Here is a 14770-nt window from a genome sequence, read left to right as displayed (position 1 = left end):
TCACAGGTGGGAGGTGTCGTTGACCAGGCGGACGGACGAGCCGCCGTCGGGATAGAACTCGGCGATACTCAGCGACGCCAGATCCAGGTGCAGCCGGTAGAGCAGCGACGGGCCCGCGTCGAGCGCCAGCTGCAACAGCGTCTTGATAGGGGTCACGTGCGTGACCACCAGAACGGTGGAACCACCGTACGTCGCGGTGAGGTCGTCGCGGACCTTCAGGATCCGCTCGCGCACCTCATCGAAGCTCTCCCCCGACGGCGGGCACACCGAGGTATCCGACAACCATTTGCGGTGCAATTCGGGGTCGCGCTCGGCAGCTTCCCGGAACGTGAGACCCTCCCATTCGCCGAAGTCGGTTTCGGTGAGGCCCTCGTGCACGGTGACGGGGAGTCCGAGCAGCTTCGCGGCAGCCGCCGCGGTCTGCTGGGCGCGGCCGAGCGGCGAGGACACGACGGCGGCGACTCCGTTCGTATCGGCGATGCGGCGGGCTGCGCCGTTCGCCTGCGCCAGCCCGATCTCGGTGAGCGCCGGGTTCCCGCGACCCGAGTACCGCCGGTCGACGGACAGCGGGGTCTGCCCGTGCCGGAGGAGCAGCATCCGGGTCGGGGCGCCCGTCGTGTCCATCCAGCCCGGCGCCGCCGGGGTGGTCTCGTCCGACCGGACGGCGGCCGGTTCCGGTTCTGCGTCGGACGTGCCGGCGGCACCGTCCATGGCCTCGTTGGCCAGGCGGTCGGCGTGCGAGTTCTCCGCTCGCGGGATCCAGGTGTACGTGACGCGGTCGAACTGCCGGGCGAGCCCGGACGCCTGCCGGTGCAGCGGAATCATGTCCGGGTGCTTGACCTTCCAGCGCCCGGACATCTGCTCGACGACCAGTTTGGAATCCATCCGCACATCCGCCTCGGACGCGCCGAGTTCCGCGGCCGCCTCGAGACCGGCGATCAGTCCCCGGTACTCGGCGACGTTGTTCGTGGCGATCCCGAGGCTTTCCTTGCGCTCGGCGAGGACGGTCCCTCGGGTCGCGTCGAACACCACGGCGCCGTAGCCCGCGGGTCCGGGGTTGCCGCGCGAGCCACCGTCGGCCTCGACGACGACGCGACTCACAGACCCGACTCCTTGGTGCGCACCAGGATCGCGCCGCACTCGGAGCACCGCACGACGACGTCGGGTGCGGTTCCGGTGATGCGGGAGATCTCGCCGCGGTCCAGTTCGATGCGGCACGCTCCGCAGCGCCGCGCCTGCAGCAGTGCAGCGCCGACCCCGTTCTGGGTGCGCTGCTTCTCGTAGACGGCAATCAGGTCGGCCGGGAACTGGTCGGCGAGTGCGGCCCGGTCCCGGATGCAGCGCTGCTCGGCGGCGTCCAGATCGGCGACGGCGTCGTCGCGGCGGCGGGAGGCGTCGATGAGGTCTTCCTCGATCTGCGACAGCTGCGCACCGGCGTGGTCGTGGTCGGACTGCGACGCCTCGCGCCGTTCCATCACCTCGAGCAATTCGTCCTCGAGCAGTCCCTGGCGGCGCACGAGGCTGCCGAGTTCGTGTTCGAGTTCGGTGAGTTGCTTCGACCCGACCGTTCCGCTCTCCAGCAGCTTGCGGTCGCGGTCCTCGCGCTGACGTACCGCGTCGACCTCGCCTTCGAGCTTGCGGATGTCGCGGTCGAGGTCGTCGAGGATGATCTCCACCGCCACGGCCGCGTCCTTACGTGTGACGCGCTCCGCCTCGAGCCGCTCGACTTCCTGACGCTCCGGAAGCGCGGTGCGTCGGTGGGCGATCCTCGACAGCTCCGCATCGACGCCGGCGAGGTCGAGAAGCTTGGACTGCACCTGTGGTTCGACGTTCACGCGTGGTAACTCCTGCTGTCTTCTGTGAAGGTTTCTTCAGCGGCCGATAACTGAGTGTCAACCGTACCCCGGCGAATCATGCGTTTCGGCCGGACGGCGCTACGACGACGACGCGCTGACCGACCACGGATCGGTCCGCACGGCCGACACCGACACCTGCCATTCGGGGGTCTGCGCGAAAGCGGTGTCCAGCACCCCCTTCGCCTGTGCACACCACGGCTGTTCGCTCGCCCAGTGTGCGACGTCGATCAGCGCCGGACCCCCGGCGCGCAGGTGCTCGTCCGCGGGGTGGTGCCGCAGGTCGGCGGTCACGTAGGCGTCCACGCCGAGCCGGGACACGACGTCGAGGAACGAGTCGCCGGAGCCGCCGCACACGGCGACGGTGCGGATCGTGGCGTCGGGGTCGCCTGCAGCCCGCACACCCCAGGTCGTGGCGGGCAGCGCGTCCGCGACCCGGTCGGTGAAGTCGCGCAGCGACAGCGGTTCGGGTAGCTCGCCGACGCGTCCGAGTCCGCGGGGACCGGGGAAGGTGGCCGTCTCGAAGACATCGAACGCGACCTCCTCGTACGGGTGTGCGGCGCGCATCGCGGCGAGGACCCGCTGCCGGATGCGGCGCGGGGCGATCACCTCGACCCGGCTCTCCTCGACACGTTCGAGCGCCCCGACCGCGCCGAGTGTGGGGTTCGCGCCGTCGATCGGCAGGAACTGGCCGTGCCCGGTGACGGACCAGCTGCAGTCGCGGTAGTTGCCGATCTGTCCGGCGCCGGCGTCGAACAGGGCGCGGCGCACCGTGTCGGCGTCGCCGGCGGGGACAAGAACCACCCACTTGTCCAGGTCCTCGGTGGGTTGCGCCTCGATCGGCCCGGTGACGGTGAGACCGAGCGCTTCCGCCAGTGCGTCGGAGACGCCCGGGTCCGCGGAGTCGGCGTTGGTGTGCGCGGTGAACAGGGCGCAACCGGCCTTGATCAGCTTGTGGACGAGCGCACCCTTCGGGGTGTGTGCGCCGACGGTGTCGACGCCGCGGAGCAGCAGCGGGTGGTGGACGAGGAGAAGGTCGGCGCCGGCGCCGATCGCCTCGTCGACGACGGCGGCGGTGGGATCGACCGCGACCATCACCGTCGACACCACGTCGCCGGGGTCGCCGCACACGAGGCCGACGGAGTCCCACGCTTCCGCGAGAGCCGGCGGGTAGGCCGCATCCAGGGCCGCGATCACCTCGGCGAGACGAACCGGATTCACAAGATCTCCTTCATTGCGCCGATCAGCACATCGGTCTGCTCCGGCGGGCGCACCGCGACGCGGAGGAAGTCCGGTGCGAGTCCGGGGAACGTGTCGCAGCGCCGCACGGCGATGCCCCGCTCACGCAGGTGCTTCCGCATCAGCTCTCCGTCCGGAAGGCGAAGCAGGAGGAACGGCGCGACGGCGGGTCGGTGCACGGCGACGCCGATCCCGGTCAGCCGCCGGATCATGTCGTCTCGCCACCCACCCAGCACCACGGCGTGCTCGCGGGCGGCGGCGACGGCGTGCGGTTCGCTGCACGCGGCGATCGCTTCCACCTGCAGGCTGCCAAGCGGCCAGTGCGCCCGCCCCACCTGCAGGCGTTCGAGGATCTCGGGGGACCCGAGCGCGTACCCGCAGCGCAGTCCCGCCAGCGCCCACGTCTTGGTGAGGCTGCGGAGCACGAGCACATCGGGCAGCGAATCACCAGCCAGTGACTCGTCCTCGTCCGGCACCGCGTCCGCGAACGCCTCGTCGACCACGAGGATGCGGCCTGGGCGGCGCAACCGCAGGATCGCCTCGGCGGGGTGCAGCACCGACGTCGGGTTGGTCGGGTTGCCGATCACCACCAGATCGGCGGACTCGGGGACCGCGGCGGCGTCGAGGACATACGGGTCGTCGAGCAGCACCTGTGTGACGGGCACCTGCGCCTCCCGCAACGACCACTCGGGCTCGGTGAACGACGGATGGATCAGTGCCGCTTCCCGGACCCCGAGCCGCGGAAGCAGGGAGAAACCCTCCGCTCCCCCGGCGAGGAGCAGCACCTCGCCGGGTGTGCGGCCGTGCCGGGACGCCACCGCGGTCCGGGCCGCGCGATCGGCCGCGACCGTCGGGTAGGAGCCCAGGTGCGGCAACGCGCCGGCGAGGCGGAGTCGCAGCCAGTCCGGTGGTCCGTCGCCCTGCACGTTGACGGCGAAATCGAGGAGTCCGGGCCCCGCGTCCACGTCCCCGTGGTGACGCAGGCTCTCCCGGCTACCGGCACGAATGTCCACAGCTGTCGAGCCTAAGGGACAATGGTCCGGTGACATCTCTCTCCACCTCCGCGTCCTCCGCCCCTTCCGCCCTCTCGGCTCCGATCGTGCTGTTCGACCTCGACGGCACCCTCACCGACTCCGCGCCCGGCATTCACGCCGGGTTCCGCCATGCGCTCGCGACGATCGGGCAGCCGGAACCGACCGACGAGATGATCGACGCCGTCATCGGCCCGCCGATGATCGACACGTTCCGCTCGATGGGGCTGGACGAGGACCTCGTGCAGCAGGCTGTCGCGGCCTACTTCGAGCGTTACGACAGCGTCGGGTGGGCGGAGAACGCCGTCTTCGACGGCATCGAGAAGGTGCTCGTCGCCGCCCGGGACAGCGGCCGAAGGCTCGGTGTCGCCACGTCGAAGTCCGAGCGGTTCGCGATCCGCATCCTCGAGCACTTCGAACTGGCCCATTACTTCGAGTTCATCGGCGGCGCCAGCGACGACGGCAGTCGCCGCGCCAAGTCGGACGTGATCGCCCACTCCCTCCGGAACCTGGGGGTCACCGCCACCGAGGGCGCCACCCCCGACGTCCTGATGGTCGGCGACCGGGACCACGACGTCCTCGGCGCCGCGCACTGGGGCATTCCCGCGGTGTTCGTCGAGTGGGGTTACGGGTTCCCCGCGGAGGCGGAGCGCGCGCACGCCACGGCGGGGACCGTCGCCGACCTCGGGAAGATGCTCGATGACGCGGCCTGACACCCCGCTGCACGTGACGTTCGTGTGCACCGGAAACATCTGCCGCTCGCCGATGGCAGAGAAGATCTTCGCCGAGCATCTGCGCCGGGAAGCCCTCGACGACCGGGTCGTGGTGAGCAGCGCCGGGACCCACGGCTGGCACGTCGGGCGCGAGGCGGACATCCGCACCAACGAGACCCTGAAACTGAACGGATACCCGACGGGCCACACGGCCGCCGAGGTCGGGCCGTTCCATCTGGGCGCGGATCTGGTGGTCGCCCTCGCCGCGAACCATGACCGTGAGCTTGCCCACATGGGTGTGCCGGACGAGCGCCGCCGGCTGTTGCGCAGTTTCGACCCGGATGCGGACACGTCGTCCGTCCCCGACCCGTTCTACGGGGACCACGAGGACTTCGAGCGGGTCCGCCTCCAGATCGAGGCCGCGGTGCCGGGGCTGCTCGACTGGGTGCGCAGCCGGTAACCCACGATCAGGCCCGCCACCTGCGAGCGGCTACCGTGGAGGCGTGCGAAGGCTGAGATTTTTGTTGCGACCCGGCTGGTTGGTGTTGGCCTTGGTGGTCGCCGGATTCGCATTCATGTGTTTCTACGTGCTCGCGCCGTGGCAGCTGGGCAAGAACACGTCAACGGAGCACCGTAACCAACTGATTGCCGACTCGGTCGACGCCGACCCCGTGCCGCTCGAGAACCTGCTGTCGGGCGCGGCCCCGAATCCGGACGACGAGTGGCGGCGCGTCACCGCGACCGGCTCCTACGTCCAGAACAGCGATCTGCTGGTCCGCCTGCGGTCCATTGACTCGCAGCCCGCGTACGAGGTCCTGACCCCGCTGCAGCTGACCGACGGTCGCACGATCCTGGTCAACCGCGGCTACGTCCGGCCGATTCAGGGAACCGAGCCGCCGCCGGTGGATCCGCCGCCGACCGGGCAGGTGACGCTCGACGGTCGCGTCCGCAAGTCCGAGGGCACCATCCCCGGCAAGGAGCCGATCGACGAGAACGGGCTCCGGCAGGTCTACTACATCGATGCGGGGCAGATCGGCGGCTTCATCGGCACCGCCCTCGTCGACGCCTACGTGCAGCTCGAACCCGATCAGCCCGGTGGCCTCGGCACCATTCCGCTCCCCCAGCTCGACGCGGGCCCGTACCTGTCGTATGGCCTGCAGTGGCTGGCGTTCGGCATCATGGCACCGCTCGGGCTCGCCTACTTCGTCCGGGCGGAGTGGCAGGAACGCCGCAAGGAGAAGTCCGCGAAATCCCCCGGGGACTCCACGCCGGCCCCCGCACCCGCGGCCCGGAAGAAGCCGTTCGCTCGCAGCAAGCCGGTGGAATCAGCGCCCAGAACGGCGGCGGAAGTGAAACTCGCCGACCGCTACGGCAAGGGCCGCTGACACCAGAGCCGCGCCGCCCTGCACGGCGACGGACAGCCGCACCGCGCGTTCGAGGTCGACGGGTTGCGGTGAGGGGCCGGTCCCGAGAGACGGTCGCATCTCGACGCCGTGCGCGTACTCGGTGCGCCCACCGAGCGAGATCCCGAGGGCGCCGGCCGCGCTGGCCTCCGCGACACCGGCGTTGGGGCTGGGGTGCGCGGACGCATCGCGCCGCCACGCCTCCCACGCCCCCCGCGGCGACCCCCCGACCGTCGGCGCGGCGAGCACGGACAGTGCTCCGGTCAGCCGGGCCGGTAGCAGGTTGAGAACGTCGTCCCACCGCGCCGCCGCCCAGCCGAAATTGCGGTATTTCGGCGAGCGGTAGCCGACCATCGCGTCGAGGGTGTTGGAGGCCCGGTAGACGAACAGTCCAGGGATTCCGGCGACCGCGCCCCACACGACGGCCCCGACAGCCGAGTCGGACGTGTTCTCGGCCACCGACTCCAGCGTCGCCCGTGTGAGCCCGTCGGCGCCGAGCACGCTGGGATCGCGACCGCACAGGGACGGCAGCAGGGCGCGTGCCGCGGCGAGGTCGTCCGCTGTGAGATGCGCGGCCATGGCCGTCCCGGTCCGGCTCAGCGACGTTCCGCCGAGCACGGCCCAGGTCGCGACGGCCGTCCCGGCTGCCTCCCCGCCCCATCCCCCGCGCCGTGCCACCCGCGCGGCGGCGGCTCCGGCACCCGCCGCGCCGCCCACGAGGACCGCGACGTGCAGGACCCCCGACCACCGGGAATCGCGGTACGTGAGCTTCTCCAATGCCATTGCCGTGCGGCCGAATCCGGACACCGGATGCCACCGGGCCGGGTCGGCGAACACACGGTCGGCGACGAAGCCGAGGAGCAGGCCGGCCGCACGGGCGGTGCCGGGACGGGAGGTTCGATGCACGTCGCTATTTGTATCAACTAACGTTGCAGTCGATGTAAAGGAGCGTCCCATGAGTGCCTCGATCGACGAATACCTGGCAGGCAAGGACCCGGACGCCACCGAGCGCCTACTGCAGTTCCGCGACCTCGTGCTGGCGTGCGGGGAGGTGGACGAGCGGGTCCACCGGACCGAGATCGCGTGGGCCCGTGCCCGCGTCTTCGCCGCCGCGTTCATCTATTCGTCGCGCCTCGAGATCGCGCTCGACCTCCGTCGGCGCATCCACCACCCGCAACTGCGGGAGGCTTTTCCCACCACCAAGACGGTGATCACTCACCGGCTGACAATCACGTCCGACGATCAACTCGACGGCACCCTGTCGGACCTTCTCACCGAGGCATACGAGACCGTGGGCCCGGGCACGCGCGCACGATAGCGAGTCGGATTTCGGAAACTCTGCCCAGTATCTCGCCAAGCGGCCTTTCGGGCGCCTACCATGGTAAATGCCGCCTCGTTCCCCCCATTCAGAGGCGGCGCACGGCCCCGCCCCGCTCACATCTTCGGTGCTGACTCAACACACCCACGTGGCCCGGCGGGGTTCTGCGCGTCCGGAAATTTTTCGTACGAGGCGTTGGAATCGCCGGCGGCGGCTGCGACGATCGAAGAGTGAGCGGCGACGTGACGAAGCTGGGCGACGACCAACTGCTCGCCCTGCTGAGCGAGCACCGGGCACTGCTCGGGGAATCGATAGCGAACGACTACGGCAGCGGGACGGTACGCAGCGTCACCGTCCGGATCGCGGAGTTCGAGGCCGAGATCCATCGCCGCGGCTCCACGGCGCGCGGAAGTCCGGCCTGACCAGCTACGACCGGGTCTTGGCGGGAGCAGACCAGACGGCCTCGACTCCCCCGTTCTCTGCGTAGCGGTCGATCTGCACGATGCCCGCCCCGGGCTCGGTGGGCCGGTGCGTCTCGTTGACTGCCTGGAAGTCCGATTCGAACGTCTTGTCGCTCGACGTGCCGTTGCGCAGCGTCACCTTGTACCTGGGCATGTCAGGAATATGCCACTGCCGGGGAAGCTCCGGGCGATGAACAGGTGAACTCCGCGAAACCCGTCACAGCACGGTGGTTCGAGAAGAGGATGTACTGCATGGCCGAACCCGATCTGTCCGTCCTTCGCGAGCGCGCCGCGAACGGTGACCAGACAGCGATCGACATCCTGATCGAACTTGCCGGCGAGCGCGGCGACATGGACGAGTTGCGCGGCCTCGCCGAGAACGGGAGCTCCGATGCGGCCGACCAACTCATCGAAGTGGCCACCGAACTCGGCGACCTGGGCGAACTCCGCCGCCTCGCCGACGGTGGAAACATCACCGCCGCCGAGCAACTGAGGGAACTCACCGAGGAATGACACGAGAAAGCCCCGACGTGCGAGAAACGCACATCGGGGCTCTGCCTGACGGTGGGCGCGGAGGGTTTCGAACCCCCGACCGCTGGTGTGTAAAACCAGAGCTCTACCACTGAGCTACACGCCCGAACATCCGGCGAGAAACTCGCCGGATGCGCATCAGGACTCTAGCGTGGCGAGCGCTTTCTCCCAAGCTCCCTGGTCACGGGCCTCTCCGGGTCCGTTCATCTCGGCGAACCGGATGACACCTTCCTTGTCGATGACGAAGGTGCCGCGGTTCGCGAAGCCCAGCTTCTCGTTGAAGACGCCGTACTGCTGCGCGACGGCGCCGTGCGGCCAGAAGTCCGCGAGTAGCGGGAAGGTGTATCCCTGCTCGGCGGACCAGATCTTGTGGGTCGGCGACGCACCGACGGAGAGGGCGAGGATCGCGGTCTCGTCGTTCTCGAACTTCGGCAGTTCGTCGCGAACCTTGCAGAGCTCACCCTGGCACGTTCCGGTGAACGCGAGGGGGTAGAACACGAGCAGAACGTTCTTCTTTCCGCGGTAGTCGGAAAGCGTCACCTCCTGGTTGTTCTGGTCCTTGAGGGTGAAATCGGGGGCGGTGGTGCCCACCTCGAGCGGCATGGCGGTATTCCTTCGGTGAGTGTGACGGAAAGGTGTGACAGTTCAGCGCTTGTTCGCGGGACGCGACTTCGGCTGAACCAGACGGCTTCCCGACCAGTCCCCGAGGTTTGCCGCCGACGTCTGGGTGAGACCGGCTGTGGGTGCGGACTCGGCGATCTCGCTGGGCTCCACGTGACCGGGCTGACCGGTCTTGGGCGTGAGGACCCACACGAATCCCTCGTCGGCCAGTGGGCCGATGGCATCCATGAGGGCGTCGACCAGATCTCCGTCTTCGTCGCGCCACCACAGCAGCACGACGTCGATGACCTCGTCGGAATCCTCGTCCAGTAGTTCTCCACCGATGGTGTCCTCGACCGCGGCACGCAGGTCGTCGTCGGTGTCCTCGTCCCAGCCCAGTTCCTGTACCGCCATGTCGGCAGTGATCCCGAGTTTCTGAGCGTAGTTTTGGGCGTCCGCCGCGGCGACCACGGTGGGGTCCTCCTTTTGTTGACGGTGCTCGGGTACCCGAACACCGGCCGGATGAAGATCAATTAGGTGAAAGCGAACATGCTCGGACGCTTTCGCGCAAGCCGACCGCGCGAATTTTTGTCAGAAAGTAGTGTTGCGCGGTCATCGACCGAGCCTACGGTGCGGGAGTCAGGATGTGGGGCAGGCTGCCCGAATCGAGTCGCTGATCTCGTCTCCGCGGCTTGCGAGGGTGTTCAGATTGTCTCCGCGTTGCCCGCTGTCGACGGCGGCTGCGAGATCGCGGTAGTTGTTCGCGTAGTCGGTGAGCAGTCCGGTCAATTCAGGGGGAAGCGACGGGATGGAGGCATTCGCCCCGTCGGCAGCCGCCCGGAGAGCCACCGCCGCGGCGCTCGCCTTGGCGCCGGTGTCCGCGGCGTCGGCGTTGGCTGCGTCGATGAACGCGTTGTAGGTCTCGATGGTGTCGCCCGCGCGGGTCACGAACATCGTGCATTGCGTCACAAGTTCCTCCCGCTCGGCTGCGGCCTTCTGTGAGGACGACGCCGCCACCGAAGAGGACGTCGCCTCCGCCGCGTATTCGGCAGCCTGGGCATCGTTCTGCTGCGCGGTCCCCTCGATCGCGCTGGCACATCCGGCGATGAGGCCGGCACCGACGATCGCCGCGGCGGCGGCACACATCAGACCCCCGCGGCGCGACGACGTGCGCATTCGTCTCCCCCATGTTTTGGACGACATCGATAAGTTCAACATTCGGCCCCGGATCTGCGCAAACGCTACCGGAGAGTAACCCGAACTGAGTGTGCCGACTGCGCCGCAATGGGGAAAGATAAGGGTTGCGCCATATTCATAAAGGAGATGGGTCGGGCCTAACAAGGCCGCGATCGCATGGAGAGGACGCCACACCGCGCGTCCCACCACAATGAGGAGCAACGTTGTCAGACCTGATCCAGGGACCCGCGTCTCAACCGGATTCCGCCGCACCCGGCGCCGGAGCGGCCCAACCTTCCAGCCCCAGTGCGACCCCGGGTTCCGACGGCCGCGTTCGCGTCATCCGTGAGGGTGTTGCGTCGTATCTGCCGGATATCGATCCGGATGAGACCACGGAGTGGTTGGAATCGTTCGATGGTTTGTTGGACCGGTCCGGTCCTACTCGTGCCCGGTATCTGATGTTGCGGATGCTCGAGCGGGCCGGGGAGAAGCACGTCGCGTTGCCGGCGTTGACGTCCACCGATTATGTGAACACCATCCCGACGGAGAACGAGCCGTGGTTCCCGGGGGATGAGGAGGTCGAGCGCCGGTATCGGGCGTTCATCCGGTGGAACGCGGCGGTGATGGTGACCCGGGCGCAGCGGCCGGGTGTCGGGGTCGGCGGGCACATCTCGACGTACGCGTCGTCGGCGGCGTTGTACGAGGTCGGGTTCAACCACTTCTTCCGCGGCAAGGATCACCCCGGTGGTGGGGATCAGATCTTCATCCAGGGCCACGCCTCCCCGGGCATTTATGCGCGCGCGTTTTTGGAGGGGCGGATCCCGGCGGAGCGGATGGACGGGTTCCGGCAGGAACACTCGCACGCCGATCAGGGTGGTGGGTTGCCGTCGTACCCGCACCCGCGGCTGCTGCCGGATTTCTGGGAGTTCCCGACCGTGTCGATGGGTCTGGGCCCGATGAACGCGATCTATCAGGCCCGCTTCAACCACTACCTGCACGATCGGGGCATCAAGGACACCGCCGATCAGCACGTGTGGGCGTTCTTGGGGGACGGGGAGATGGACGAGCCGGAGTCGCGGGGTCTGGCGCACGTCGCCGCCACCGAGGGCCTGGACAATCTGACATTCGTGGTGAACTGCAACCTGCAGCGCCTCGACGGCCCGGTCCGCGGCAACGGGAAGATCATCCAGGAGTTGGAGTCGTTCTTCCGCGGCGCCGGCTGGAACGTGATCAAGGTGGTCTGGGGCCGCGAGTGGGACGCGTTGTTGCACGCGGACCGGGACGGTGCCCTGGTCAATCTGATGAACGTCACCCCGGACGGGGACTACCAGACGTACAAGGCCAACGACGGCGGGTATGTGCGGGAGCATTTCTTCGGGCGCGATCCGCGGACGAAGGAGTTGGTGGCGAACCTGTCCGATCGGGACATCTGGAACCTCAAACGCGGCGGGCATGACTACCGCAAGATTTATGCGGCGTACGCGGCGGCGATGGCGCACAAGGGGCAGCCGACGGTCATCCTGGCGCACACCATCAAGGGTTACACGTTGGGTAAGCATTTCGAGGGCCGCAACGCCACCCACCAGATGAAGAAGCTGACCCTGGACGATCTGAAGAATTTCCGGGATCTGCAGCGGATCCCGATCTCCGACGAAGAGTTGGAGCGGGACCCGAAGATGCCGCCGTACTACCATCCCGGCCCCGATGCCCCGGAGATCCGGTACATGCTGGACCGGCGCAAGGCGCTCGGTGGGTTCCTGCCCGAGCGGCGGACCGCCCCGAAGCCGTTGCCGCAGCCGGCGGATTCGACCTACGACGTGGTCCGCAAGGGTTCCGGTAAGCAGCAGGTCGCCACGACGATGGCGTTGGTGCGGATCATGAAGGAGCTGTTGCGGGACAAGGAGATCGGGAAGCGGATCGTGCCGATCATCCCGGACGAGGCCCGCACCTTCGGGATGGACTCCTGGTTCCCGTCGCTGAAGATCTACAACCGCAACGGGCAGCTGTACACCGCGGTGGATGCGGAGCTGATGCTGGCGTACAAGGAATCGGAGATCGGGCAGATCCTGCACGAGGGCATCAACGAGGCCGGCTCGACCGCCTCGTTCACCGCGGTCGGCACCTCGTATGCCACCCACGGGGAGCCGATGATCCCGCTGTACATCTTCTACTCGATGTTCGGGTTCCAGCGCACCGGCGACGGCCTGTGGGCGGCGGCCGACCAGATGGCCCGCGGGTTCGTCCTCGGCGCGACGGCCGGCCGCACCACCCTCACCGGCGAAGGGTTGCAGCACGCCGACGGGCACTCGCTGCTGCTGGCGTCGACGAACCCGGCGGCCGTGGCCTACGATCCGGCGTTCTCCTACGAGATCGCGCACATCGTCAAGGACGGGTTGCGCCGGATGTACGGCGGCACCGACGGGGTGGACGGGTTCGGTGGGGAGGACATCTTCTACTACATCACCCTCTACAACGAGCCCTACTCCCAACCCGCCGAGCCGGAGAACCTGAACGTCGAGGGCCTGCTCAAGGGCCTGTACCTGTTCAAGAAGGCAACCACCTCGGGACCGAAGGCGCAGATTCTGGTCTCCGGTGTCACCATGCCCGAGGGGCTGCGGGCGCAGGAACTGCTCGCCACCGAGTGGGGGGTGGCCGCCGACGTGTGGTCGGTGACCTCCTGGGGTGAGCTGCGCCGCGACGGCATCGAATCCGAACGCCAGGCACTGCGCGACCCGGGCACCGACGCCCCGCTGCCCTACGTCACCCAGGCGTTGTCGGATGCGGCCGGACCGTTCGTCGCCGCCTCGGACTGGATGCGCGCGGTCGCCGACCAGATCCGGCAGTGGGTGCCCGGCTCGTACACCACCCTCGGCACCGACGGGTTCGGATTCTCCGACACCCGCCCCGCCGCCCGCCGGTACTTCAACGTCGACGCCGAATCCATCGTCGTCGCCGTCCTGTCCGCCCTCGCCGGCGAAGGCACCCTCGACCGCTCCAAGGCCGTCGACGCCGCCAACCGGTACCGCATCGACGACGTCCGCGCCGCCGCCGTGTCCTATACGGACACCGGAAGCGCATAACCCGAGTTCCTCACCCACCGCCGCCCGTGTGTCCATCGGACTACACGGGCGGCGGTGGGCGTAGGTTCTTGTCTATGGTCGAGCAGAGTCCGCTGGTCTCCCGCAGACGACAAACCCGGGATCCGTTGCCCGACGCACTGTTGCGGCGGGTCAAACAGTTCTCCGGCCGCCTCTCGACCGAGGCCGTCACGACGATGCAGGATCAGCTGCCGTTCTTCGACGACCTGGACGCCGCCCAACGGTCCAACGTGCAGTTGCTGGTCCAGACGGCGGTCGTCAACTTCCTCGAATGGCTCAAGAATCCGGACAGCGACATCCGGTTCAGCCTGGACGCGTTCCAGGTTATTCCGCAGGATCTCGCGCGCAGGCTCACCCTCAGCCAGACGGTCGACATGGTGCGCGTGGCGATGGAGTTCTTCGAGCAGTGGCTCCCTGCTCTCGCCCGTAACGACCAGCAGCTGGTCGCCCTCACCGAGGCCGTGTTGCGTTACGGCCGCGAACTCGGCTTCGCGGCCGCTTCCGTGTACGCGAGTGCGGCGGAGTCCCGTGGCGCCTGGGACACCCGGCTCGAGGCCCTCGTGGTCGATGCCGTGGTCCGCGGCGACACCGGTTCCGACATGCTGTCGCGGGCGGCCACCCTCAACTGGGACGCGACCGCTCCCGCCACCGTCATCGTCGGCACACCGCCCGAGGACGAACGGGTCTCCGTCGTCGGCACGGTCCACACCATCGCGCAGAAGCACGGTCGGGCCGCTCTCGCCGTCGTGCAGGGTTCGCGGCTTGTGATGGTGGTCAGCGGCGAGCTCCAGGAGGGTTCCGGGCACTCGAGCTTCATGACCGATCTGCTCGGCAAGTTCTCCGACGAGCCGGTGATCATCGGGCCGACCACTCCGACGCTCGGCGCGGCGCACCTCAGTGCGGTCGAGGCGCTCGCCGCGATGCAGGCGGTCGCCGGCTGGCGCGGGGCCCCTCGACCGGTCCACGCCGCCGAGTTGTTACCCGAACGCGCACTGCTCGGTGACAACGCCGCAGTCACCGCTCTCAACGACCATCTGGTCGCACCGCTGGCGGCCGCCGGAGGTGTTCTCACCGACACTTTGGACGCGTATCTCGACTGTGGAGGTGCGGTTGAGACTTGTGCACGGCAGCTGTTTGTTCATCCAAATACTGTGCGGTATCGACTCAAGAGAATCGCGGAAGTCACCGGGCGCGATCCGACGAATCCGCGGGATGCGTACGTGCTGAGAGTGGCCGCGACGGTGGGCCGATTGACACATTCCCATAACGAACCCATCACACGTTTAACACCAGTCACACCCTTCCCATTCGGAGAAGCAGGGCTGTAACGAACGCCTGTCCAAATTC

The 14770-nt window shown here is 68.2% G+C and carries 17 protein-coding genes and 1 tRNA gene; 8 read left to right on the top strand and 10 right to left on the bottom strand.

Annotation, left to right across the window (positions count from 1 at the left end; genetic code table 11):
• The 4 genes from H0B43_RS30650 to cobC all read right to left on the bottom strand — a co-directional run bounded on the left by H0B43_RS30650 (nt 1) and on the right by cobC (nt 4105).
• Entirely contained in the window at nt 1–1101 is a 1101-nt protein-coding gene (locus H0B43_RS30650) for a bifunctional RNase H/acid phosphatase (protein WP_185724503.1), read from the bottom strand.
• The gene (locus H0B43_RS30645; protein ID WP_185724504.1) at nt 1098–1835 is read right to left on the bottom strand and encodes a zinc ribbon domain-containing protein; all 738 of its coding nucleotides are present in this window, start codon (nt 1833–1835) and stop codon (nt 1098–1100) included. Before H0B43_RS30645 ends, H0B43_RS30650 begins: the two co-directional genes overlap by 4 nt.
• A 99-nt stretch (nt 1836–1934) precedes the next feature.
• A complete protein-coding gene (locus tag H0B43_RS30640) occupies nt 1935–3074 on the bottom strand; it encodes a Nif3-like dinuclear metal center hexameric protein (RefSeq protein ID WP_185724505.1) in 1140 nt (379 codons plus the stop codon).
• Nucleotides 3071–4105: an Rv2231c family pyridoxal phosphate-dependent protein CobC gene (cobC, locus tag H0B43_RS30635; protein ID WP_397517438.1), complete on the bottom strand. Its 1035-nt coding sequence runs from the start codon at nt 4103–4105 to the stop codon at nt 3071–3073. The genes H0B43_RS30640 and cobC overlap by 4 nt, the downstream gene beginning before the upstream one ends.
• A 29-nt stretch (nt 4106–4134) precedes the next feature.
• On the opposite strand from cobC, the gene H0B43_RS30630 reads away from it, so the two are divergent.
• From H0B43_RS30630 to H0B43_RS30620, 3 genes are read left to right on the top strand one after another with little or no spacing between them, the layout of a single operon-like run.
• Complete coding sequence (locus H0B43_RS30630) at nt 4135–4836, top strand: HAD-IA family hydrolase (protein WP_185724507.1); 702 nt, start codon at nt 4135–4137, stop codon at nt 4834–4836.
• Nucleotides 4823–5296 carry a low molecular weight protein-tyrosine-phosphatase gene (locus tag H0B43_RS30625; protein ID WP_185724508.1) on the top strand — a complete coding sequence of 158 codons (474 nt, stop codon included), beginning with the start codon at nt 4823–4825 and terminating at the stop codon, nt 5294–5296. The genes H0B43_RS30630 and H0B43_RS30625 overlap by 14 nt, the downstream gene beginning before the upstream one ends.
• A gap of 43 nt (nt 5297–5339) precedes the next feature.
• Nucleotides 5340–6221 carry an SURF1 family protein gene (locus H0B43_RS30620; protein WP_185724509.1) on the top strand — a complete coding sequence of 294 codons (882 nt, stop codon included), beginning with the start codon at nt 5340–5342 and terminating at the stop codon, nt 6219–6221.
• On the opposite strand, the gene H0B43_RS30615 is transcribed toward H0B43_RS30620, so the two are convergent.
• Nucleotides 6162–7145, bottom strand: a complete 984-nt coding sequence (locus H0B43_RS30615) for a cobalamin biosynthesis protein (protein WP_185724510.1) — start codon at nt 7143–7145, stop codon at nt 6162–6164. The genes H0B43_RS30620 and H0B43_RS30615 overlap by 60 nt on opposite strands.
• A gap of 49 nt (nt 7146–7194) precedes the next feature.
• Between H0B43_RS30615 and H0B43_RS30610 the strand changes: the two genes are divergently transcribed.
• Complete coding sequence (locus tag H0B43_RS30610; RefSeq protein WP_185724511.1) at nt 7195–7557, top strand: DUF5655 domain-containing protein; 363 nt, start codon at nt 7195–7197, stop codon at nt 7555–7557.
• A 230-nt stretch (nt 7558–7787) separates the two neighbouring features.
• Nucleotides 7788–7979 carry a hypothetical protein gene (locus H0B43_RS30605; protein ID WP_185724512.1) on the top strand — a complete coding sequence of 64 codons (192 nt, stop codon included), beginning with the start codon at nt 7788–7790 and terminating at the stop codon, nt 7977–7979.
• Between the two features lie 4 nt (nt 7980–7983).
• Here the strand turns inward: H0B43_RS30605 and H0B43_RS30600 are convergent, their stop codons facing one another.
• Nucleotides 7984–8172, bottom strand: a complete 189-nt coding sequence (locus tag H0B43_RS30600; RefSeq protein WP_185724513.1) for a hypothetical protein — start codon at nt 8170–8172, stop codon at nt 7984–7986.
• 98 nt (nt 8173–8270) lie between these two features.
• Between H0B43_RS30600 and H0B43_RS30595 the strand changes: the two genes are divergently transcribed.
• Nucleotides 8271–8531 carry a hypothetical protein gene (locus H0B43_RS30595; RefSeq protein ID WP_185724514.1) on the top strand — a complete coding sequence of 87 codons (261 nt, stop codon included), beginning with the start codon at nt 8271–8273 and terminating at the stop codon, nt 8529–8531.
• 52 nt (nt 8532–8583) lie between these two features.
• Here H0B43_RS30595 and H0B43_RS30590 read toward each other — a convergent pair.
• The 4 genes from H0B43_RS30590 to H0B43_RS30575 all read right to left on the bottom strand — a co-directional run bounded on the left by H0B43_RS30590 (nt 8584) and on the right by H0B43_RS30575 (nt 10325).
• A tRNA-Val gene (locus H0B43_RS30590) sits at nt 8584–8655 on the bottom strand.
• 32 nt (nt 8656–8687) lie between these two features.
• Nucleotides 8688–9152 carry a peroxiredoxin gene (locus H0B43_RS30585; protein WP_005247827.1) on the bottom strand — a complete coding sequence of 155 codons (465 nt, stop codon included), beginning with the start codon at nt 9150–9152 and terminating at the stop codon, nt 8688–8690.
• Nucleotides 9153–9194: 42 nt separating this feature from the next.
• Nucleotides 9195–9620: a DUF3052 domain-containing protein gene (locus H0B43_RS30580; RefSeq protein ID WP_005247829.1), complete on the bottom strand. Its 426-nt coding sequence runs from the start codon at nt 9618–9620 to the stop codon at nt 9195–9197.
• Nucleotides 9621–9788: 168 nt separating this feature from the next.
• Nucleotides 9789–10325, bottom strand: coding sequence for a hypothetical protein (locus tag H0B43_RS30575; RefSeq protein WP_185724515.1), 537 nt, complete (start codon nt 10323–10325; stop codon nt 9789–9791).
• Nucleotides 10326–10549: 224 nt separating this feature from the next.
• On the opposite strand from H0B43_RS30575, the gene aceE reads away from it, so the two are divergent.
• Together aceE and H0B43_RS30565 are read left to right on the top strand one after the other, a co-directional pair.
• A complete protein-coding gene (gene aceE, locus H0B43_RS30570) occupies nt 10550–13405 on the top strand; it encodes a pyruvate dehydrogenase (acetyl-transferring), homodimeric type (protein ID WP_185724516.1) in 2856 nt (951 codons plus the stop codon).
• A 74-nt stretch (nt 13406–13479) separates the two neighbouring features.
• Nucleotides 13480–14751 carry a CdaR family transcriptional regulator gene (locus tag H0B43_RS30565; protein ID WP_185724517.1) on the top strand — a complete coding sequence of 424 codons (1272 nt, stop codon included), beginning with the start codon at nt 13480–13482 and terminating at the stop codon, nt 14749–14751.
• Nucleotides 14752–14770: the final 19 nt, after the last annotated feature.

It is taken from the genome of Rhodococcus sp. 4CII (assembly GCF_014256275.1).
Lineage (GTDB): Bacteria > Actinomycetota > Actinomycetes > Mycobacteriales > Mycobacteriaceae > Rhodococcus_F > Rhodococcus_F wratislaviensis_A.
Note: the sequence above shows the minus strand (reverse complement) of the source record. Positions and strands in the feature narration are given on the sequence as shown.